The sequence below is a fragment of the Sphaerospermopsis sp. LEGE 00249 genome (assembly GCF_014299995.1).
GTDB classification, from domain to species: Bacteria; Cyanobacteriota; Cyanobacteriia; order Cyanobacteriales; family Nostocaceae; genus Sphaerospermopsis; species Sphaerospermopsis kisseleviana.
Genome location: NZ_JACJUZ010000043.1, coordinates 1 through 21,874 on the forward strand (window position 1 = coordinate 1; position 21,874 = coordinate 21,874).

At 36.7% G+C, this 21,874-nt stretch carries 22 protein-coding genes; 7 read left to right on the plus strand and 15 right to left on the minus strand.

What is annotated here, in order from left to right:
- Positions 1-615: 615 nt before the first annotated feature.
- Complete coding sequence (locus H5968_RS15310; protein WP_187040639.1) at positions 616-1,203, plus strand: Uma2 family endonuclease; 588 nt, start codon at positions 616-618, stop codon at positions 1,201-1,203.
- On the opposite strand, the gene H5968_RS15315 is transcribed toward H5968_RS15310, so the two are convergent.
- Together H5968_RS15315 and H5968_RS15320 are read right to left on the minus strand one after the other, a co-directional pair.
- Positions 1,190-1,642 carry an HNH endonuclease signature motif containing protein gene (locus H5968_RS15315; RefSeq protein ID WP_187040640.1) on the minus strand — a complete coding sequence of 151 codons (453 nt, stop codon included), beginning with the start codon at positions 1,640-1,642 and terminating at the stop codon, positions 1,190-1,192. The genes H5968_RS15310 and H5968_RS15315 overlap by 14 nt on opposite strands.
- Positions 1,639-2,028 (minus strand): hypothetical protein, encoded by a 390-nt coding sequence (locus tag H5968_RS15320; protein ID WP_187040641.1) that lies wholly within the window; start codon positions 2,026-2,028, stop codon positions 1,639-1,641. Before H5968_RS15320 ends, H5968_RS15315 begins: the two co-directional genes overlap by 4 nt.
- A gap of 450 nt (positions 2,029-2,478) precedes the next feature.
- On the opposite strand from H5968_RS15320, the gene H5968_RS15325 reads away from it, so the two are divergent.
- Positions 2,479-5,553, plus strand: coding sequence for a type ISP restriction/modification enzyme (locus tag H5968_RS15325; RefSeq protein ID WP_187040642.1), 3,075 nt, complete (start codon positions 2,479-2,481; stop codon positions 5,551-5,553).
- Positions 5,554-5,761: 208 nt separating this feature from the next.
- Positions 5,762-6,100 (plus strand): hypothetical protein, encoded by a 339-nt coding sequence (locus H5968_RS15330; protein ID WP_187040643.1) that lies wholly within the window; start codon positions 5,762-5,764, stop codon positions 6,098-6,100.
- Here the strand turns inward: H5968_RS15330 and H5968_RS15335 are convergent.
- Positions 6,068-6,301 (minus strand): 2-oxoisovalerate dehydrogenase E1 subunit beta, encoded by a 234-nt coding sequence (locus tag H5968_RS15335; RefSeq protein WP_255427148.1) that lies wholly within the window; start codon positions 6,299-6,301, stop codon positions 6,068-6,070. The two genes, H5968_RS15330 and H5968_RS15335, sit on opposite strands and share 33 nt — an antisense overlap.
- A 98-nt stretch (positions 6,302-6,399) precedes the next feature.
- Here H5968_RS15335 and H5968_RS15340 point away from each other — a divergent pair, with 98 nt between their 5' ends.
- Positions 6,400-6,567 (plus strand): hypothetical protein, encoded by a 168-nt coding sequence (locus H5968_RS15340; protein ID WP_187040644.1) that lies wholly within the window; start codon positions 6,400-6,402, stop codon positions 6,565-6,567.
- 89 nt (positions 6,568-6,656) lie between these two features.
- Positions 6,657-7,376 carry a TerC family protein gene (locus H5968_RS15345; RefSeq protein ID WP_187040645.1) on the plus strand — a complete coding sequence of 240 codons (720 nt, stop codon included), beginning with the start codon at positions 6,657-6,659 and terminating at the stop codon, positions 7,374-7,376.
- Positions 7,377-7,513: 137 nt separating this feature from the next.
- Here the strand turns inward: H5968_RS15345 and ndk are convergent, their stop codons facing one another.
- Complete coding sequence (ndk, locus tag H5968_RS15350; protein WP_096572562.1) at positions 7,514-7,963, minus strand: nucleoside-diphosphate kinase; 450 nt, start codon at positions 7,961-7,963, stop codon at positions 7,514-7,516.
- A gap of 331 nt (positions 7,964-8,294) precedes the next feature.
- On the opposite strand from ndk, the gene speA reads away from it, so the two are divergent.
- On the plus strand, positions 8,295-10,328 hold the full coding sequence (gene speA / locus H5968_RS15355) for a biosynthetic arginine decarboxylase (RefSeq protein ID WP_096565637.1): 2,034 nt from the start codon (positions 8,295-8,297) through the stop codon (positions 10,326-10,328).
- Positions 10,329-10,395: 67 nt separating this feature from the next.
- Here speA and H5968_RS15360 read toward each other — a convergent pair whose 3' ends face one another.
- From H5968_RS15360 to H5968_RS15370, 3 genes are all read right to left on the minus strand, one after another.
- A complete protein-coding gene (locus H5968_RS15360; RefSeq protein ID WP_187040646.1) occupies positions 10,396-11,565 on the minus strand; it encodes a sugar phosphate nucleotidyltransferase in 1,170 nt (389 codons plus the stop codon).
- Positions 11,566-11,724: 159 nt separating this feature from the next.
- Positions 11,725-12,549, minus strand: a complete 825-nt coding sequence (locus H5968_RS15365) for a segregation/condensation protein A (RefSeq protein ID WP_187040647.1) — start codon at positions 12,547-12,549, stop codon at positions 11,725-11,727.
- A 193-nt stretch (positions 12,550-12,742) separates the two neighbouring features.
- Positions 12,743-13,816 (minus strand): AI-2E family transporter, encoded by a 1,074-nt coding sequence (locus tag H5968_RS15370; RefSeq protein ID WP_187040648.1) that lies wholly within the window; start codon positions 13,814-13,816, stop codon positions 12,743-12,745.
- A 124-nt stretch (positions 13,817-13,940) separates the two neighbouring features.
- On the opposite strand from H5968_RS15370, the gene pdxH reads away from it, so the two are divergent.
- The gene (gene pdxH / locus H5968_RS15375; RefSeq protein ID WP_187040678.1) at positions 13,941-14,585 is read left to right on the plus strand and encodes a pyridoxamine 5'-phosphate oxidase; all 645 of its coding nucleotides are present in this window, start codon (positions 13,941-13,943) and stop codon (positions 14,583-14,585) included.
- A gap of 35 nt (positions 14,586-14,620) precedes the next feature.
- Here pdxH and H5968_RS15380 read toward each other — a convergent pair whose 3' ends face one another.
- The 8 genes from H5968_RS15380 to H5968_RS15410 form a co-directional block, all read right to left on the minus strand.
- Complete coding sequence (locus H5968_RS15380; RefSeq protein ID WP_187040649.1) at positions 14,621-15,388, minus strand: Uma2 family endonuclease; 768 nt, start codon at positions 15,386-15,388, stop codon at positions 14,621-14,623.
- 206 nt (positions 15,389-15,594) lie between these two features.
- On the minus strand, positions 15,595-16,158 hold the full coding sequence (locus H5968_RS15385) for a Uma2 family endonuclease (protein WP_187040650.1): 564 nt from the start codon (positions 16,156-16,158) through the stop codon (positions 15,595-15,597).
- Positions 16,159-16,232: 74 nt separating this feature from the next.
- Positions 16,233-16,355 (minus strand): DUF3368 domain-containing protein, encoded by a 123-nt coding sequence (locus H5968_RS26155; protein WP_370569776.1) that lies wholly within the window; start codon positions 16,353-16,355, stop codon positions 16,233-16,235.
- Between the two features lie 12 nt (positions 16,356-16,367).
- Positions 16,368-16,688: a hypothetical protein gene (locus tag H5968_RS15390; RefSeq protein WP_201277627.1), complete on the minus strand. Its 321-nt coding sequence runs from the start codon at positions 16,686-16,688 to the stop codon at positions 16,368-16,370.
- Positions 16,681-16,932, minus strand: coding sequence for a UPF0175 family protein (locus H5968_RS15395; RefSeq protein WP_096565625.1), 252 nt, complete (start codon positions 16,930-16,932; stop codon positions 16,681-16,683). Before H5968_RS15395 ends, H5968_RS15390 begins: the two co-directional genes overlap by 8 nt.
- Before the next feature lie 716 nt (positions 16,933-17,648).
- Positions 17,649-19,565 (minus strand): serine/threonine-protein kinase, encoded by a 1,917-nt coding sequence (locus H5968_RS15400; RefSeq protein WP_187040651.1) that lies wholly within the window; start codon positions 19,563-19,565, stop codon positions 17,649-17,651.
- Between the two features lie 785 nt (positions 19,566-20,350).
- Complete coding sequence (locus tag H5968_RS15405; protein ID WP_255427149.1) at positions 20,351-21,211, minus strand: DUF3153 domain-containing protein; 861 nt, start codon at positions 21,209-21,211, stop codon at positions 20,351-20,353.
- A gap of 69 nt (positions 21,212-21,280) precedes the next feature.
- Positions 21,281-21,799, minus strand: coding sequence for a tetratricopeptide repeat protein (locus H5968_RS15410; RefSeq protein ID WP_137668104.1), 519 nt, complete (start codon positions 21,797-21,799; stop codon positions 21,281-21,283).
- Positions 21,800-21,874 lie beyond the last annotated feature (75 nt).

Consider the following 21,874-nt stretch of genomic DNA (forward strand, 5'->3'; position numbering starts at 1 on the left):
TAAGTTCCATAATATCTTTTCTGGAGATTGTCATTTTCCCAGAACATATTTTAACCGTAGGGGCGAAGCATTTGGGCGATAATGTAACGGAAAAATCAGACATCTAGATATCGCAAATGCTTCGCCCAGCCCCCATAAATAAGTTCCATAATATCTTTTCTGGAGATTGTCATTTTCCCAGAACATATTTTAACCGTAGGGGCGAAGCATTTGGGCGATAATTTAACGGAAAAATCAGACATCTAGATATCGCAAATGCTTCACCCTGCCCCCATAAATAAGTTCCATAATATCTTTTCTGGAGATTGTCATTTTCCCAGAACATATTTTAATCGTAGGGGCGAAGCATTTGGGCGATAATGTAACGGAAAAATCAGACATCTAGATATCGCAAATGCTTCGCCCTGCCCCCATAAATAAGTTCCATAATTTCTTTTCTGGAGATGTCTATTGATCTGCAATCTGCTTTATTGCTAGAGAGTAAGCTGTTACACAGCTAAATTGTATAATCCTAATATTCTGAACTATTGTTTAACAGGCAAGATGCCTGTTCCACTTATACAAATTAAATGCACAACAGCTTATAATTGATTAAAAATAATAGCGGTTTGTTCTATGACAGTTCCACTTTTAGAACAGGAAACAGAAAAACTGATAACTGTACCTGGTGTTTCTTGGCAACAGTTTAAAACTATTGAAGTCCAGTTAGAAGAAAATCATGCTGTAAAATTGGCATATTTAGCAGGAGTGCTGGAAATAATGTCTCCTATTGGTGATAAACATGAATATGTGAAAAAAACCCTTTCCTATTTATTAGAAGCATACATGAGATATCAGGGGATTCGGTTTTATGGTAGGGGTGGTTTTACTTTAGAAGCAGCGGGTTATGCTTCGGGAACACCAGATGAATCTTATTGTATTGCTACTAATAAAGAAGTTCCTGATATTGTGATTGAAATTATCGTTAGTAGTGGTTCAATTAATAGAACTGAATTATATAAACCTAAGGGAGTTCCTGAAGTTTGGTTTTGGAGAAATCATAAAATTCAAATTTTTAGTTTAAATGCTGTTTTGGAATATGAGGAAGTTAACCGCAGTCGGTTTTTTCCAGATTTGGATCAAGAGTTATTATTGCAGTTTTTAGCTATTCCTGATCAATATGATGCGGTATCGCAATTTATTGATTTTATTAATGAGAAATAATATCTTCCGTATCATTTTCAGGTGGATGCCAACCAGCAGAAACCCACGCTTGTCTAACGGTAACTGCATAAATATTATTGAGTTGTAAAGCTACAACTGTAACACGACCAAAGGCAGTTAATCCCATTATATGTGTACCATTGTTAGTCCAAGCAAAGTGATGTGACCATTTTTGTTGACGAGGATTAAATAGTTTAACTTTCTGGTTAGTAACTGGATCAAATCCCTCTGTTTGAGTACCTTTGTATCCGTTGCATAGTCTACAAGCTAACCATAAGTTTTCTTCATCATCAGTTCCACCTTTAGCTTTGGGGATAATATGATCTATCTCCAAAATTCCTAAAACATACTTTTGTAAACTACGACAATAACCACATTGATTATTTGCTTGGTTTCGTACTCTTGCCCGGACTTCTTCAGAAATTTGACTAGAACTCACGCATTTAACTCTTTTATTAATCCACGTTTTACAGCTTCACTTAATGCAGTAGCTTTTCTCAATAAACCTTCCTGATAAATTTGCATTAATGCTTGTAATTCAGGATGTTCTGATTCTGTGAGAATACCAGCTTGTTGTCTGTCTAGCAACTCAGTCAAACGGCTATCTTCTTCAGGTTTCATTTGTAATTCTGTCAACTCTAAAACTTGTTGATCAGAAAGTTTTGATACAGGTTCAAGGTTTGCTGCTTCTTGGCTAATAGGTGGGATAGAAAACTGGATAGTATCAACTAAGACGCTGGCTAAATCACGGTTTGCTAGACGTGCAAAGTGTTCAGCTTTTTGGTAAATTTCATCTGGTAGAGTAATTGTGATTTGGTTACTCATATTTTTAGATAGTTTTCCTTGATATTTTGATTATAAAGGATTTGACTTTAATTTATTATAAGCTGTTGTGCATTTAATTTGTATAAGTGGAACAGGCATCTTGCCTGTGAAACAAGAGTTCAGAATATTAGGATTATATAATTTAGCTGTGTAACAGCTTATGTAGGACTTACGGAAGATGTGACTGAAAACCTTATTCTTGCCTAGGGGTAATTCATTTAGCTTGCTTCCCGAAGGGTATTACCCCTACTTTCGTTCCATTTTGCGTAAGTCCTGATATCTTAACACTTTAGATTAACTAATATATTGTTTTTGCAATAATTCTTTACTTATTTTCTCTTGTCTTTGCATCAAAAATAACATATAATTATTATAATTAAAATTAAACGCAGATGAACGCCGATTAACGCAGATATAAAAACAGGTTAATTAGTCAGCTTTTAGTAATTTATGTCCAGATTATTAGTCACCCAATATCAAACAGAAGTCCAAAAAATCATCCAGTTTGGTGGTTCAAGAAAGGAAACTTCTATTCGTTTCGCTTTTCAAAATCTGTTAAATGAATATTGCAAACCTCGTGATTTTTTACTTATTCCTGAATTAGATTTTAAATTACCAAATGGTAAAGTCGTTTATCCCGATGGAACAGTTAAAGACGCTTTGCGGTTAGATTGGGGTTACTGGGAAGCTAAAGACGAATATGATAATTTAGATCAGGAAATTGAGAAGAAATTAAATAAAGGTTATCCTGATAGTAATATTTTATTTGAAGATTCCCAAACTGCCGTTTTAATTCAAAGTGGTACAGAAACAATGCGCGTATCTATGCAAGATGCAGACGCGCTAGATGGTATTATTAATAACTTTATAAATTTTGTCCGTCCTGAAGTCCGGGACTTTCGATCAGCGATAGAGATATTTAAACAGGATATTCCCATCATATTAGATTCTCTCAGAAAGTTGATTGATTGTCAAGAGGGGAATAATCAATCTTTTGAAACTGCAAGAAATAAGTTTTGGCAACTTTGTAAAAAGTCCATTAACCCGGAAATTACATTGTTAGATATTCGGGAAATGATGATTCAACATATTTTGACTGAGGATATTTTTATTAATATTTTCAGTGAGTCGCAGTTTCATCAAGAAAATAATGTTGCAAGGGAGTTACAAGGGGTAATTTCTACATTTTTTACTGGAAGTTTAAAGCGGAATACTTTGGGAAGTATTGAAAGATATTATGCGGTGATTAAAAGAACTGCTGCAAATATTGTCAATCATCAAGAAAAACAGAAGTTTCTCAAAGCATTATACGAGAATTTTTATAAAGCATATAATCCCAAAGCTGCGGATAGGTTGGGTATTGTCTATACCCCTAATGAAATAGTTAGGTTTATGATTGAAAGTGTAGATTTTTTAGTACATAAACATTTTGGTAAATTGTTAGCGGATAAAGATGTAGAAATTTTAGATCCTGCGACGGGTACGGGTACGTTTATTACAGAGTTAATTGATTATTTACCTCCCCATAGTTTACAGCATAAATATCAACATGAGATTCATTGTAATGAGGTAGCAATTTTACCTTATTATATAGCAAATTTGAATATTGAATATACTTATAAACAGAAGATGGGGGTTTATGAGGAGTTTGAAAATATTTGTTTTGTGGATACTTTGGATAATACGTTATTTGCAGGTAAGCAAATGGATTTGTTTGCGATGACTTTGGAGAATACGGAGAGGATTAAAAGACAGAATGATCGCACTATTTCGGTAATTATTGGAAATCCTCCTTATAATGCAAAGCAGGAAAATTTTAATGATAATAATGCAAATCGTAGTTATCAAAATATTGATAAGTTGATTAAGGAAAGTTATGTCAAATATAGCAAAGCGCAAAATAACATTGTTCTTTATGATATGTACACTAGATTTATTAGATGGGCTTCTGATAGACTAGGGAAAAATGGGATTATTGCATTTATTACAAATTCATCTTTTATTGATGGTAGAACTTTTGACGGTTTTAGAAAAGCGATAAGTGATGATTTTAATTATATTTATGTGGTTGACTTACATGGTGATGTGAGAAAAAATCCCAAACTTTCAGGAACTACACATAATGTTTTTGGGATTCAAACTGGTGTATCTATTATGTTTTTTGTTAAAAAGCAAAATAGTGATTTTAATAAATGTCAAATATTTTATATTCGTCGTCCAGAGTTTGATACAGCAAGTGAGAAATTAAAGTTTTTATCACAAACAAAATTTAATCAAATTCCTTTTCAACATATTACACCAGATAAGAATTTTAATTGGATAAATCAAGCTGATAATGATTTTGATGATCTTTTACCTTTGGTTGATAAAGATGTGAAAGCAGGAAAAGCAGAAGAAGCTGTTTTTAAGTTGTTTTCTAGGGGTGTAGCAACTCAAAGAGATGAATGGGTTTATGATTTATCAGAGGAATATTTAGCAGATAAAATGAGATTTTTTGTAGAAGTTTATCAAAATCAATTTAATAAAAAAGAAAATGAAGCACTTTCTCAACAAATAAAATGGGATGATGATTTAAAAAGTTATTTTAAAAGAGGAATAAAAAAACAGTTTGATAAATCAAGTATTAAGTCAAGTTGTTACAGACCATTTTACACCGAAAAACTTTATTTAGATAAGCATTTTAATGGTAGAACTTATCAATGGTTTGATATTTTAAATGAAACAGACACAGAAAATAAATATATAGCTTTTTCAGCTTTAGGAAATACTAAACCTTTTCATTGTTTAGGTACTAATTTAATAGTTGATTTACATTTAACAGGTGACTCTCAATGTCTCCCATTATATCGTTACGACAAAGAAGGAAACCGCATTGATAACATAACCGACTGGGGACTAAAACAAATTCAAACCCATTATCAAGATGAAACAATCACCAAAATAGACATCTTCCATTATACTTATGCAGTATTACATAATCCTGAATACCGCAAAAAATACGAACTAAATTTAAAACGAGAATTTCCCCGCTTACCCTATTATGAAAACTTCCAAAAATGGGTAAACTGGGGAAAACAACTGATGGAAATTCATATCAATTATGAAACTGTTACCCCTTATAAATTATCCCGTGTGGATATTCCCTTAAAAGACACCCCTTCGACTACTTCGACTTCGCTCAGTACAAGTTCGCTCACCCCTTCGACTTCGCTCAGGGACCGACAAAAAACCATCAAAGTAAAATTGAAAGCAGATAAAAATAAAAGTGTAATCATCTTAGATGATATTACCACATTAACAGGAGTTCCTGAAATAGCTTGGGAATATATGTTAGGAAATCGTACTGCATTAGAATGGATATTAGATCAATATAAAGAAAAGAAACCCAAAGATCCCACCATTGCGGAAAAGTTTAATACTTATCGGTTTGCAGACTATAAAGAACAGGTAATAGAATTGTTGATGAGAGTGTGTACCGTCAGTGTAGAGACAATGAAAATAATTAAAGAAATGGCAAATTTCTGAATCAGAAAATTACTGTAACCTGTAACCTGTCACCTGTCACCTGTCACCTGTAACCTGTCACCTAACTTTGTCTGAATCAGGATCACCAGGATTAAAAGATTTACAAGATGGAATAATTCGTAATTTTCAAACTTTTGTCACCTGTAACCTTATAATATATGGTATAATAAAATATGACTCACATTAATTTTTTAGTCAATCTAAAATTATGACTGAATCAGTACAATATATAACTAACACCCAAGGAGAAAGAATTGGTGTGTTGTTAAATATGGAAACTTACCAACAGTTAACCAATTTATCAACAGATTCAGAATTATTAATTGGTTTAACTGAGAATGAATTACAAGCGTTAGCAGAAACTTCCTTATCTGTGAAAAGTCAAACTGAATTGAATGATTTATTGATGAAAAATGCTGAAAATAAATTATCTGATGAAGAAATTGAAACTTTAGATAAATTAATAGCGCAGGTTGATCAATTGAATATCCTGAAAACTAGAGCAAGATATACGTTATTTTGTCTGAATCAGGATGTCCAAGATTAAAGGATATACAGGATGAAGTTTATCTTTTTCATCAGGATAATGACAATGAACAGCATCTTTAATTAATTCTCGTAGTTCTGGGAGACTATCAGCTTGAGTAAAAATTGATTGATTAATTGCTTTAGCAATATAACCACCTTCATCATCTTCTTCCACTAGAAAAATAATTTCTTTGATATTATTTTCAGGCATTATTGGCATAATGTGTAATTTTCAATCATGAAATTTTAGGTTATGATTATAATATCATAATTATTGGTATTTTTTCTCTGTGTTTCTGTGGTGCGAGAAAAAAAGAAATGTCTGAATCAGGATGTCCAGAATTAAAAGATTTACAAGATGGAATAATTCGTAATTTTAAAATTACTGTCACCTATCACCTGTCACCAGTCACCTATCACCTATCACCAGTCACCAGTCACCAATCACCAGTCACCAGTCACCTAATTCTGTCAGAATCATGGTAAACTAGAAAAAGTAGCAATTTATTACAGTAGCTATCGTAAAAATATATATTGCTGTTAATTTAAAATTTTCCGTTGTTTGAGAAATTGGAATGCTAGACCAAATATTTGATTACTTACACTTTCATATTAGTGTTGAAGCACTGATAGTATTACTGATCCTAGTTTTTTTAGAAGCGGTACTATCAGCAGATAACGCGATCGCCCTCGCTGCGATCGCCCAAGGACTAGAAAATCAAAAACTAGAACGTCAAGCATTAAACATTGGTTTAGTATTTGCTTATGTTTTAAGAATTACCCTACTGCTAACAGCTACCTGGGTACAAAAATTCTGGCAATTTGAATTATTGGGTGCTGCTTACCTGTTGTGGTTGGTATTCCAACACTTCACATCCCAGGAAGACGAAGATCATCATCATCACGGACCCAAATACAGTTCTTTATGGCAAGTTATACCAGTAATTGCCTTTACAGATTTAGCCTTTTCCTTAGATAGTGTGACAACAGCGATCGCCGTTTCCCAAGAAACCTGGTTAGTCCTCACCGGTACAACCATCGGTATCGTCACCCTGCGATTTATGGCCGGGTTATTTATTCGCTGGTTAGATGAATATGAAAATTTAGCAGACGCAGGTTATATCACTGTAGCGTTTGTGGGTTTACGTCTATTAATCAAAGTCATTAACGAAGCTTTAGTACCACCGCAATGGATCATGGTAAGTGCGATCGCCATAGTCTTAACCTGGGGTTTTTCCAAACGCACAGAAGTAGAAATCAAAACCCAAGAACCAGAAAAAACAGAAGTTAAATAGGGACTGGGGACTGGTGATTGGTGACTGGGGACTGGTGATTGGGGACTGGTGATTGGTGACTGGGGACTGGGGACTGGGGACTGGGTAAGAGTTTTTACCAATTACCCATTACCCATTACCCATTACCAATTACCAAACTATTCTTTCAACCAGGGAGCTAAATGAGGAGTCCAGCTAACCAACTCCTCATCCTTAAACCACAGTTTAATTTCCCGTTGTGCAGTTTCAATCGCATCAGAACCGTGGATCAAGTTCCGACCAATATTAATCCCAAAATCACCGCGAATAGTACCAGGTTCAGAGGTTAAAGGATTGGTAGCACCAATAATTTTTCTTGCAGAAGCAACCACACCTTCACCTTGCCAAACCATTGCCACCACGGGACCGGAGGTAATAAATTCTACTAACCCAGCAAAAAAAGGTCTTTCCCGGTGAACATCATAATGTTGTTCAGCCAACTCTTTACTGACATTAATCAACTTTAAGCCTACCAGGGTAAAGCCTTTAGTTTCAAAACGACGGATAATTTCACCCACCAACCCGCGTTGAACTCCATCAGGCTTGATTGCTAAAAAAGTGCGTTCCAAAGCTGTCTCCAAAAGCATAAAAAAGTTATCTGGGTTAATTGTCAATTGTATGTCCGTCTTTTGTCTAGTATTTACAGGAATAAATAAGAAGTCAGGAGATCAAGGAGTCAGGAGAATGGCTTCGCCACGCTTCGCGAACGAGGAGTCAGGAGTTCAGGAGTTCAGGAGTTCAGGAGTCAGAAGGTAAATATTTCTCCCCAGTCCCCAGTCCCCAATCACCATTCCCTTAACCGATTCTTAACCATAAAAAAATCTTTCTAGGTGCATATCTGTTATTAGACGAATGCGTTAAATTGTTAGTTCGTGGGTGATATACAGAGGTCAGGAAGAAATGGGTGTTGAGTCAACTACTGATGAGATGGTGAAAGTGCCTACCAATGGTCATAAATCAGATAAGTCAGATAAATCAGAAGTGAAAAACCAAAAGCACAAGAAACTGTTACCACCTAGCACCATGTCAGGGGATTTATCTCGGACTTGGAAAATTGAGGATAGTGAGGACTTATACCGCATTGAAGGTTGGGGTAAGCCTTATTTTTCCATTAATGCTGCTGGTCATGTGACAGTTTCTCCCAAGGGCGATCGCGGGGGTTCTCTAGATTTATTTGAATTAGTCAATGCTTTAAAACAACGAAATTTGGGACTGCCGTTGTTAATTCGCTTTTCTGATATTTTGGAAGATCGGATAGAGCGATTAAACGCTTGTTTTGCGAAAGCGATCGCTCGTTATAATTATCCCGGTGTTTATCGTGGTGTTTTCCCTGTCAAATGTAACCAGGAAAGGCACTTAATTGAAGATTTGGTCAGATTTGGCAAACCACACCAATTTGGGCTAGAAGCCGGTTCTAAACCGGAGTTAATGATTGCTCTCGCTATATTGGATACACCAGGAGCATTGTTAGTTTGCAACGGCTACAAAGACCGAGAATACATTGAAACGGCAATGTTAGCCCAAAAACTCGGACAAACACCGATTATCGTTTTAGAACAAATTGAAGAAGTAGATATAGCCATTGCAGCTAGTCATCAGTTAGGTATTAAACCGATTTTAGGTGTACGGGCAAAATTAAGCACCCAAGGCATGGGACGCTGGGGAACATCCACAGGCGATCGCGCTAAGTTTGGCTTAACCATCCCGGAAATTATGGAAGCAGTGGAAAAACTCAAAGAAGCCAATTTACTCGATTCTTTGCAGTTGTTACACTTCCATATCGGTTCGCAAATTTCCGCCATCAATGTGATTAAAGATGCCATTCAAGAAGCCAGTCGCATTTATGTAGAATTAGCGATGTTAGGCGCAGACATGAAATATCTCGATGTCGGTGGTGGTTTAGGTGTAGATTACGACGGTTCACAAACCAACTTCTACGCCTCCAAAAACTACAATATGCAAAACTATGCTAACGATATTGTAGCCGAATTAAAAGATACCTGTTCAGAACGGCAGATTCCCGTACCTACACTGATTAGTGAAAGTGGTAGAGCGATCGCGTCTCATCAGTCAGTTCTCATCTTTGATGTTCTTAGTACCAGTGATGTACCCCGCGATACCCCAGAAGAACCACAAGAAGGAGAATCACCAATTATTAGGTATTTGTGGGAAACCTATCAATCCATCAACAAAGAGAACTATCAAGAATTTTACCACGACGCAGCCCAATTCAAAGAAGAAGCCATCAGCCGTTTTAACTTGGGAATTTTAAGACTCAAAGAACGGGCTAAAGCCGAGCGTTTATACTGGGCTTGTTGCCACAAAATTCTGGAAATTACCAAACAACAAGAATACGTACCCGATGAACTGGAAGACCTAGAAAAAATCATGGCTTCCATCTACTATATCAATCTTTCCGTATTTCAATCAGCGCCTGATTGTTGGGCAATTGATCAACTATTCCCCATCATGCCCATACATAAGCTAGATAAAGAACCTACCCAAAGAGGAATTTTAGCGGACCTCACCTGTGACAGTGATGGTAAAATTGACCGATTTATTGATTTACGAGATGTCAAATCAGTTTTAGAACTGCATAAATTCAAACCTAACGAACCCTATTATCTGGGAATGTTCCTCAACGGCGCTTACCAAGAAATCATGGGTAACTTACATAACCTCTTTGGTGACACAAACGCCGTTCATATCCAACTCACACCCAAAGGCTACCAAATAGAACACGTTGTCAAGGGTGATACCATGAGAGAAGTCGTAAGTTACGTACAATACGACTCAGAAGACATGGTAGAAAACATCCGCCAGCGTTGTGAACAAGCCTTAGAAGAAAACCGCATTACCCTAGCCGAATCTCAAAGACTGCTACAAACTTACGAGCAAAGTCTCATGAGATATACTTACTTGAATAATAGTTAGGACTGGTGGTTGGTAATTGGTAATTGGTAATTGAAAAAACTTGTACCCATTACCTATTACCCATTACCTAAATTATACTTGTCCCTAACAATTCGGCGATCGCTTGGTGTTCTAAAGGAATTTCCGAAGGTGGAGTTTGACGTGCATCTGTAATTAACCAGTCTAAAGCGGCTGCTTGCACATCAATAGCTGCACCGGTCTTATCCACACAATAACGACCAAATACCAGCTTATCAACCAAACGGACTCCCGGACTCAAGCGCGACCATTCAAATATCACACTATTATCTACTGTTGCACCACTACAAATCCAGCAATTAGGCCCAATCATCGCCGGGCCAACAATTTTCGCACCATCTTCAATTCTTGTCATCCCACCAATGTAAACAGGTCCAGTAATATCCACCTTATCCCAATTCACAGCTACATTCAAACCAGTGTAAATACCAGGGGCGACTTCATAACCAGGAATCTGCACATTTTTAATTTCACCCAACAGCACACCGCGAATAGCTCGCCAATAATCAGGTACTTTACCAATATCTACCCATTCAAAATCCATCGGAATGGCATAAAAAGGCGCATTGATTTTTACAAGTTCCGGGAATAATTGACTACCAATATCATACTCAACCCCAGAAGGAATATATTTAAACACCTCTGGTTCAAAAATATAAATACCCGTGTTGATATTTGTGCTGAGTGCTTCCTCTATCGAAGGTTTTTCTTGGAAAGCCTTAATGCGGTTATCATCATCTGTGACAACCACACCATAACTAGAAACTTCTTCCCTGGGAACAGACTTAGTAATAATGGTAGCAATTGAACCTTTAGATTTATGCCACTTTACCGCCGCAGTTAAATCTAAATCAATTAAAGCATCACCACACAAGACCACAAACGTATCATCAAAAAAAGGCGAAAAGTCTTGGATACGGCGCATCCCCCCAGCCGAACCTATGGCTTCCCCGACCAGTTTACCATCATCATCAATTTTCCCTTCAAAAGAATAGGCAATCTGCACACCAAACCGCTGACCATCACGGAAATAATTTTCAATTTCCTCAGCTAAATGGCTAACATTCACCATAATCTCGTTAAAACCATGTTGACGCAATAGCTCTAGCAAAAATTCCATCACTGGCTTTTGCAAGATGGGAATCATTGGTTTGGGAATGGTATATGTAATAGGACGTACACGAGTGCCTTTACCCGCTGCGAGAATCATCGCTTTCATAATTTTTTTCCTTAACTATTCCTCAACTATTCCTCAACCACAAGCCAGTTTACTGTTTTTATCCCGTGATACTTAATCATCACTAAGTTATATTTATCAATGTACTAGGATTCTGGGTTTTGCTCACGAATATTTTAGTTTATAGTCGTTTATGGTCGTTTATGGGGTTGCACGGTTGGCTGAACTAGGTAAACGGATTGTGATCTCCTGATAAAATTCTTCCTGATATAGCTCTACTTTAGATTGTGCAGACAGCAGCAGTAAAGCCCAAAAAACGCTCACCATGTCGCCATTTTCTGATTCATGGTCAGAATCATTTGCATTTGCTGATTTTTTCCCTGCTTGCTTTGTCTGAGTCCACAAATTTAACAGTTGCTCTAGATTCCAACATTGTTCCTGTACATTTAACTCCCTTGCAGAAAGATGCAGCACCTGTTCTAGTTCTGAAGCTACTTCTGTTAAATTTTCTTGGTGAGCTAATTCTAATGCCTCCCGCATCGTTTTCATACTCGGCTGACGCTTAGGACGGATAGGTTTGCTGGTTTTCTCTACCCGTTTTAGCTGGTTAGCCATAATCTGCAATTGCTCAATTAGCTCTTGCAGAGTCACACGACGCTTTGGTGGTGGCATTGCTGCTGGACGACGACGCAACTGTCGCTCTAATTGCAAACGTTGAACATTGTATAATTCACCATCCGCAATATCCAGCATTGCATCATCAGACACATTATCTATAATATTATCTACGGTTGACAATTGCATTAAAGTATTAGCTTTAAATAGTACCAGCATGGATGCTGACAAAAAAGCCTGTCCCGATTGAGACAAATCAGTTTCATAACCTCTAGCGCTGGTTTGTGGTGACATTAGTTCTAGGTAACGGTCAATCACTTCTATCACCTGTACATCCCAAGGGTCTATTTCTCCCTTTTCGGCTTGTTCAATCAAGTGTGTAATCGTTTCTAATAGTTTTTGGGCATCCATTAATTTATCAGGAGTCAGGAGTCAGGAGTCAGGAGTTCAGGAGTTCAGGAGTCAGGAGTTCAGGAGTCAGGAGTCAGGAGTTCAGGAGGAAGAAGGTAAATATTTTTCCCCAGTCACCAGTCACCAGTCCCCAGTCACCAGTCACCAGTCACCAGTCCCCAGTCACCAGTCACCAGTCCCCAGTCCCCAATCACTAATCATCAACAACAGCATAACTATATACAGAATTTCCATTTTTGTTGTTTTTAATAGCGTCGAAAGTGCCTTTGATAGTACCAGCAATGGGTACAGCAACCAGTGTTCCCAACAAACCAGCAATTTCAAATCCCATCAAAATCGCTATAAAAATCCATAGGGGATTGAGTCCGATAAAGTTACCCAGTAACTTGGGAGATAGGATATTATCTTTGATTTGCTGCATGATAATTGCTGCCATTGCTACTGGAAATGCTAACCACCAAGTCTGTAAAAACACTAATAACGTTACCAACCCTATCCCTAATGTAGCGCCGATAAAGGGAATAAGCTCAGAAATACCGATGATAATGGCAAATAATAGGGCAAATGGTACTCTTAAAAATAAGAAAATCGGTGTCAGGGCTACCACCATAAACAGTGCCAGTAATAATTGGCTAAGGAAAAAGTTTTGGAAATTTAATTGTAAAGACCTGCTCAATGGGATGCCAATATAAGATGGCAGGAGATTAATTAAACCATACCACAGGCGATCGCCATATAGCAGCATATAAAAAGCTAGTACAATTACTAACACTATATTCAGCAATGCTGATAATAAAGTTCCCGCAAATCCCACCGCACCAGAAGCTATCTGTTGTAGAATATTCTGCACACCAGTATTAATTTGCTCAGTTACTAAACTTAGGTCAAGTTTTATACGTTTCTGACGTGCTAACATTTGCAAATTTTCCAGGTTGTCTTGACTGGAGGCTAACCAATCAGGAATTTTGTTTAAAAGTTGGATTGTTTGGTCAATTACCATCGGTACAAGGGTAAAACCCAAAATAATCAACAAAGCTAAAGTGAAGATTAAAACTATGATCACTGCTTGAGTCCGAGTAATCCTAGCTTTTTCTAATAATTTCACCGGGTAATTCAGCAAAAACGCCAAAATTGCCGCAATACTCAGAATAGTAATTGGATGCTGGAAATAACGAAACAGCAGAGACAGTAGCCAGACATTGAGAGCGATAATCGGGCCACTCAGACCATAAATTAGCAGAGTTTGTAAAGAGGCTGAACGGCGCATTTGATTTAATCTTAGGGAATAGGGAATAGGGAATAGGTAATAGGTAATAGGGAATGGGGAATAGGTTATAAAATGTATGATAATTACCAATTACCAATTACCCATTACCAATTACCCATTACCAATGGATAAAAATATTGCTGACCTTCGTAAAGACTACACTTTGCAAGATTTGAATGAAACAGAAGTTAACCCTAATCCTTTTATACAATTTAAATTATGGTTTGATCAGGCTCTAGAAGCAAAATTATTAGAACCTAACGCCATGACTCTTGCTACCTGTACCCCTGATGGTAAACCTTCAGCCAGAATGGTCTTATTAAAAGATTTTGATGAAAGGGGCTTTGTTTTATTTACCAACTACAACAGTCACAAAGGACAAGAAATAACTGCCAATCCTCAAGCTGCGTTAGTATTTTGGTGGGCAGAATTAGAACGACAAGTGAGAATTGTGGGATGTGTAGAAAAGATTTCTGCTGAAGAATCGGATGGATATTTTGAAGTACGTCCTCATAATAGTCGTTTGGGCGCGTGGGCTTCTAATCAAAGTGAAGTAATTGCTAGTCGGGAAGTTTTAGAAGTACAATTACAGGATTTCCAGCGTAAATATGAAAATCAGGAAGTTCCTAGACCACCTCACTGGGGAGGTTTTCGGGTAATTCCCCAAGAAATAGAGTTTTGGCAAGGACGTTCTAGCAGGTTACATGATCGGTTGCTGTATTCTCGGTGGGATGATGGAAGTTGGAAAATACAACGTTTGTCACCTTAATTTTTTGTAGCGGGCAAGATGCCCGTACCACAATTTCATGAGATAGTGTTAGGATCAATCCCTAGTTCTCGTAACTTAGCTGCTAATAATTCAGCCCGTTGACGTTCCTGTTCAGCCCGTTGACGTTCCTGTTCAGCCCGTTGATGTTCCTGTTCAGCTTGTTCACTACTCCACAGTAGCAAATTTCCCTCACTATCCCACCACCGCAACCAGTTCATGGTTTGACATAATCTTTCACCTGGCCAAATTCCTAAAAATAGTGAGAGTTCAGGAATCCAAAAACGTCCATTAGGGTCTGCTTTTTGTTTGTTGTATTCTCCATTTTGCAAACAGCGTACTTCTAAACTGGGTTCGTAGGGATCATAAGTGACATAAGTGGGAACTTGGAGAATGTGTTCGTAAAAATACAACTTCCCATAAGGTGGTGTGGAACGTAATGATAATTCTCCACCTTCGGTATCAGAAAGAAATTCCATCACCACAGCTACAGGTTCTCCTTCGAGGTTGGGTGTATAACTGCGACGTACTACATCAGTAGCTACAGGATGCACCTGTGGCACATAAAACCAGTCGGGGGCTTTGACGATGATTTTTTTGTTTAAGGCGGCTACAAGCCCAAAATTAGAGCCAATCAGCATTTGTGGGAGGATGCGTCCTGCTGCACCTAAAGCGTCAGTAAGTGCAGCTGCTAAAGGTGGTTGTTGAATATTTTCCACTGGGTCGTCAGGTAAAATAAAATCGGCGGGAAGTGGTTCCCAGGTGACAATGGGTGTTTTTTGAGTTGGGTGAGTTTGTAGAATCATAGATTTATTTATAATAGGTGATCTGAATTAGGATTTGAGGATGTACAGGATGTTATTTAATGATGGTTGGTTACGCACAAGTTACTAAAGAACGAACCGCAAAGTACGCAAAGGACACAAAGGTAAGAGGTTTTAGAGAGATTTTCTCTTTTCATCCTGTACATCCATAAATGTTAGTTGTCCTGATTCTGACACAAATATCATCATTAACCTATCATTTTCAACCAGGCAAATATTTGATTAACTGTTAATTGTAAATTGATTTCTGCTAAAATTGGTAACGGTTGATCACCTCTGAATAACTCTGGTTGTTGTTGGGGACGAAAAACCAAAATAGAACGATCTTCAGGATCTATTAACCAACCTAACAAACAACCATGATTTAAACAATATAAAATATTATCTATCACGCGAGTTGAATTTTGTTCAGGTGAGAGAATTTCAATAGTCCAATCTGGAGGAATGAAAAAATCATTAGGGACTTCACCTTCAGCAGTAAAGGGAATATTTGACCATTTCAAAACCGCGATATCAGGAACTACGGAACGCACACCAAAACTACAACGCAATTCAGGAAAAGCATAAGCTATTTTTTCGCTTTCTGTGATATCGTTAATACTGTTGCATAGTCTTAATTGTAAGCGGCTATGTTTTCCTTTGGGCATGGGTTTAGTGATAATTTCACCATTGATATATTCCCTGACCGGTTTTGTTTCTGGGAGTTTGAGAAATTCTGTTAAGGTGAGGGATCGATTAATTATTGTGGGCATGATTTTTTGTATTTCTATTTTTAGAAAGATTCTCCAGCTAATCTGAGAACATCATTAATAATGCTATCATTTAACTACATTCCTTGTTGTTTCAACATAGCAATCACAGGAGCAATAGAAGATAAGTAACCTAATTTTTTAGCTTTTACTAAAACACCTAATGTTCCCGTGTATTTTAATTTGTGTATATTAGCAATACGTCGAGCTAATTAATCATCAAAAATTAACAAACTGCCAGGTTTTTCTAAACCTAAACCTAATACTTCTGCTTCACCTTGTCCCAAATCTATAATAGCAGGAATTAAACTAATTGATTTTACCGGAGTAATTAAAATCCAATCAATAGAATGAATGTCTGGTACATTAATTCCTTGCTTTTTACCAACTGCTAATTCTTCAATCACCGCAGGAGGTGTTAAAATCTCACTATACAGCTTTTGTAGTAGCTCTAAATGTCCAACTTGATGAAGATACAACAGAGGTGAAGTATTGACTATGACTGAAGAATTAAGCACTGAATAATTAAGCATTGTTAACATCTTGTTCTAATTGTTCAGCCGTCAAGGAAAATGGTGATACTTGATAACGTCCTAAAATTGTTAAAAATTCTACCCGCGAAATTCCCGCTAATTGTGCTGCTCTCCCTGATGAGAGTTTACCCAGTTCAAAAAGTTTCACTGCGGCTAAAATTGGTAACTCTCTTGATAAATTTTCAGGTGTTTCTTTGAGAGTGATTAATATTTCTTCTGGTATTTCTAAGGATACTATACTCATAATTTGATTTCCTTGTTTTCCTCGTTCCCAGTCTCCAGACTGGAAATGCAGTTTTAGAGTCTCTGATTTGAGTATAACTGTTTTTTGTCTGAATCAGGATGTCCAGGATTACAGGATTTTCAGGATGTTATTTGATGATGGTTGGTTACGCACAAGTCATGGAAGAATGAACCACGAAGAACGCAAAGGACACGAAGGTAAGAGGTTTTAGAGAGATTTTCTGTTTTCATCCTCTACATCCATAAATGTTGGTTATCCTGATTTTCACCATCTGCGTCTATCTGCGTTTATCTGCGTTCATGCCATAATCAGGATGTCAAGGATTTGAGGATTTACAGGATGTTATTTGATGATTGTTGGTTATTCTGAAAGGATTTTTTTGTCTGAATCAGGATGTCCAGGATTACAGGATTTACAGGATGTTATTTGATGATGGTTGATTACGCACAAGTCATGGAAGAATGAACCGCAAAGAACGTAAAGGACACGAAGGTAAGAGGTTTTAGAGAGATTTTCTGTTTTCATCCTGTACATCCCTAAATGTTAGTTGTCCTGATTCTCGCCATCTGCGTCTATCTGCGTTCATCTGCGTTTTTATCCTGTACATCCTAAAATCCTGGTTATCCTGATTCTGACAAAATACAATTTCTGAAAATTTAGATCAATCTTCAAAAACCATCATGTAAATCCTTAAATCCTGAACATCCTGATTCAGATTATTCTAACCGCCAAATTTTGATAGTCTTGTCATCACTTCCACTAACTAAAATCCTACCATTGGGGCTGATAGCTAGGGTACGAACTTTATCAGAATGACCAGTCAGGGTAGATTTTAATTTTCCTGTGGCTAAGTTCCAGATTTGGATAGTCTTGTCACTACTTCCACTAACTAAAGTTTTGCCATCATCGCTGATAGCTACAGACCAAATGGAATCAGTATGTCCTGTGAGTGTAGCTTTTAATTCTTTTGTCTGTAAGTTCCAAATCTTGATAGTCTTGTCCCAACTGCCACTAACAAAAGTGTTAGTATTAGGGTTGATGGCTAGTGACCTAATTCCACTTAAATGCCGTGTGATCGTCAATAGTAATTCTTTTGTTTGCAAATTCCAGATTTTGATAGTTTTGTCTGAGCTACCACTAAATAAAGTGTTAGCATCGGGACTAATAGCTAGGGACAGAACCCAGCCAGAATGACCATTTAGGGTGGATTTTAATTCTCCAGTTAACAAATCCCAAACTTTGATAGTTGTATCATCACTTCCACTCACTAGAGTCTTACCATCAGGACTCATAATTAAGGAATTAATGCCGTTAGAATGACCATTTAAGGTAGATTTTAATTTTCGTGTTTCCAAGTTCCAAATTTTGATAGTTTTATCTCCACTACCACTTGCTAAAATCTTAGCATCAGGACTAATAGCTAGGGAGCTAACCCAGTTAAAATGGCCATTTAGAGTAGATTTTAATTCTCCTGTTTGTAAATTCCAAACCTTGATGGTTTTGTCTCTACTCCCACTAATCAAAGTATTACCATCAGGACTAATAGCTAGGGAAAGAACAGCTTCATAATGACCAGTGAGGGTATTTATTAAAGTAGCATTTAGGTTTCTGTTTTTATTAATAAATATATTTTTTCCTACTATTGCTAGAATAAATCCTAACACTAATAAACCCACACTTTGGATAACAATACGACGGGAATAATATGTTTTTATAGGTGGTGGTTGTGGTGGTTTAGAAGGTGTAGATATAGGTAGTTGTAAAACTTGTAAAACTTCCTCTACTGACTGGTAACGGTTTTGATATTCTAGTTGTAATAACTTATCTATAACTTCTCCTAATTCTAAACTCACAGATTGCTGTAAATGATCACGCCATTTTTCCACCCAACCATAACCTTGTTTTTTCCATAACTCCCAAGGATGCACCCTAGTCATTAAATGAAAACAACTTGCACCCAAACTAAATAAATCACTCGCTGGATACACTTCTCTATCTTCCATTTGTTCCAGGGAAGCATAACCATAACTCCCAATTACTGTACCTGGTCTCATTGTTCCCTGGAATTGTTTAGAAGCACCAAAATCAATTAAAAATAATTTCCCATCACTGCGACGACGCATAATATTTTCTGGTTTAATGTCGCGGTGAATGATTTTATTACTATGGACTATTTGCAAAACTGGTAACATATCCAGTAATAAATTACGGATTTTTCCTTCATCAAAAGTTCCCTGATTTGCTAACTCAATTAATAAATTCTCACCCTCAATAAAATCTTGAATTAAATATAAACAATCATCCTCATCAAAATAAGCTTGTAATTGGGGAATTTGGGGATGTTTCAGGTCTTTTAGTTGTATTGCTTCTTGCTCAAATAATTCCTTAGCTTTTTTTAAAGCGTAGGTATTTTGAGTTTGGGGTGCAAATTGTTTAATAACACACTTCTCATTTAATTTATCAACATCTTCAGCTAAATAAGTCTTCCCAAAACCACCACCACCCAAAGGTTTCACAGGACGATAACGGTTTCTCAGGATAACCAAAGGAACACCACAATTAGGACAAAACTTTGTCGTATCTGGTACGGGTGGATTATGACAGTCTGGGTTCAGACAACATATCTGATTCATTGTTTGGGGTAGATACTTTGATATTTATAATATATACAATAATATACTCGCTAATTTCATAACACTGATGTTTTATTTCTTAGCGTCTTAACGTCAGCACCTTAACAATTTTTAACTTAAAAATCCCAAAAAAGTTTCAACACCCTTTTTTAGCCCAAAATTATTGAGAATGGTTGCGAATGACTTAACGTATTTTCAAGGGTCTTGACTTCTGACAGGGTTGTGTTATGATAGTTTTTAGAATAATCCAAGGGATTGGTATTTTCTAAATCAGGATGTCCAGGATTTGAGGATTTTCAGGATGTTATTTGATGATTGTTGGTTATTCTTGAAGGATTTTTTTGTCTGAATCAGGATGTCCAGGATTTAAGGATTTACAGGATGTTATTTGATGATGGTTGGTTACGCACAAGTCATGGAAGAATGAACCGCAAAGAACGCAAAGGACACAAAGGTAAGAGGTTTTAGAGAGATTTTCTGTTTTCATCCTCTACATCCTTAAATGTTGGTTGTCCTGATTTTCACCATCTGCGTCTATCTGCGTCTATCTGCGTTCCGAAAATCTCAACCCAGGCTGTTAAAAACCTTATATATATTGCGCCCACAGATTTCCACTCATAACATAAGTGTACAACTAACCTTGCAGCTTGTCAAGTCGAAAACTAAAAAATATGCGATTGCACAGAGAGCAGGTAGAGGAGGCGATCGCTCATATCCTGTAAATCCTTTAATCCTGTCAATCCCAATTCAAAAAAACCGCGTTTATCTGCGTTGATCTGCGTTTTTTATGCTGAAAATCCTGATTCTAACAATGTATATCGCACATAATAACCACCCCAAACAAACAGGATAATTATTAATGTACCAATACCCAGGAAGTTAGGAGTCCAAAATACAACTTCTATATGATTTAACTCACCTGCTTTGAGTTTCCATACCAGTTGTTTAGCATTCTTTTCTGGTTGGATGATATTTTCAGTTTGTTGAATATTGTTAACTCCCCAAGGTGTTTGTAAGCTAAAATCTAAATCAATTATTGAACTCGTGACATTTAAGTTGTTTCCTTTACTGGTAAGTGCAGCAAGAGAACGCAAATCTAAATCATAGATTAAATGATTTCTCGATAAAAGTAAAAAGTTATTATCCTGTACAATTAAGTTAGATGCTATATTTGGTAATTCTGAATTATTGCCAATTTTATCATTTTTTGGAGCAGTGGGATAGTTGAAAAAAACACTAAATTTTTCTTGTAGTTCCTTTCCACTGGTAAAGGGTATTTTGACAATAATTTCTTCTGGGGAAATGCGTTTTACTGAACCTGATAGTTTTCTAGCACGACGTTCTAAAGTTTTTGACCATTCGGAAATATAATCACCGCTAAAACTGATGACTGTTTCCGGCAATTTAATATGTTGTACTACTTCGCCGTTGTTGGTATGATTAAAGTTAATTCCTAAATCATATTGTACACATCCAGATAATGTTAAAGATGCCAAAATTAGGAAAACGGAAAATAGTTTTTTGGCGGTTTTTAAATTGATAATGTTTTTAAAAACCAATTTTGCTATTTTTATTAATATTAAATGAAATCTGGTTTTTGGCAAATTATCTATATTCATAATATTCAGAAGATGCAAAATATTCATAAACTTGTTTTTTCTAAATTTACCTTTTTACTGTCACCTGTCACCTGTCACCTTTCACCTGTCACCAACTCACACAGTTAACCAAACTAAATAGGAAATTGTTAAAGCGACTGCAATTAAAGCTACCCAAATAAAACGATTATCTTTTGTATTGACTTGACTGAGATCAATATATTCTGGTTCTGCGGTTTTTTGTTTTGTGGTTTTTTTGGGTTTTGCGGTGATGACTGTTTTAGCTTCGTTTTCCCCAATATTGCCAAAATCAGGAATTTCTGTCATCCATTCTTTTGGGCGTTTGAGTTTGGGTGCTTTTAAAATATATACTAATCTTTTGGCTTGTGATCTGGTTTCATAATGGGGATGACGGGTGAGTTGTTGACAAAGTGCGATCGCATCTTCTGAACGTCCCGCAGCTTCATAAGCATTTACCAACCAAATGTCTACTTCACCTCCAAAGCGTGTATTTTTTGCTAATAAGGAACTAGCTTTTTCTAAGTTTTCCACAGATTCCCGATATTGTCCATTTTCAAAAGCTACTTTTCCAGCAATGTAACGATTTTTAGCAATTTCTAAACTTTCTGTAGTCATTAGTCATTAGTCATTAGTCATTAGTTATTAGTCATGAGTCATTAGTTATTGGTTATTGGTTATTGGTTATTAGTT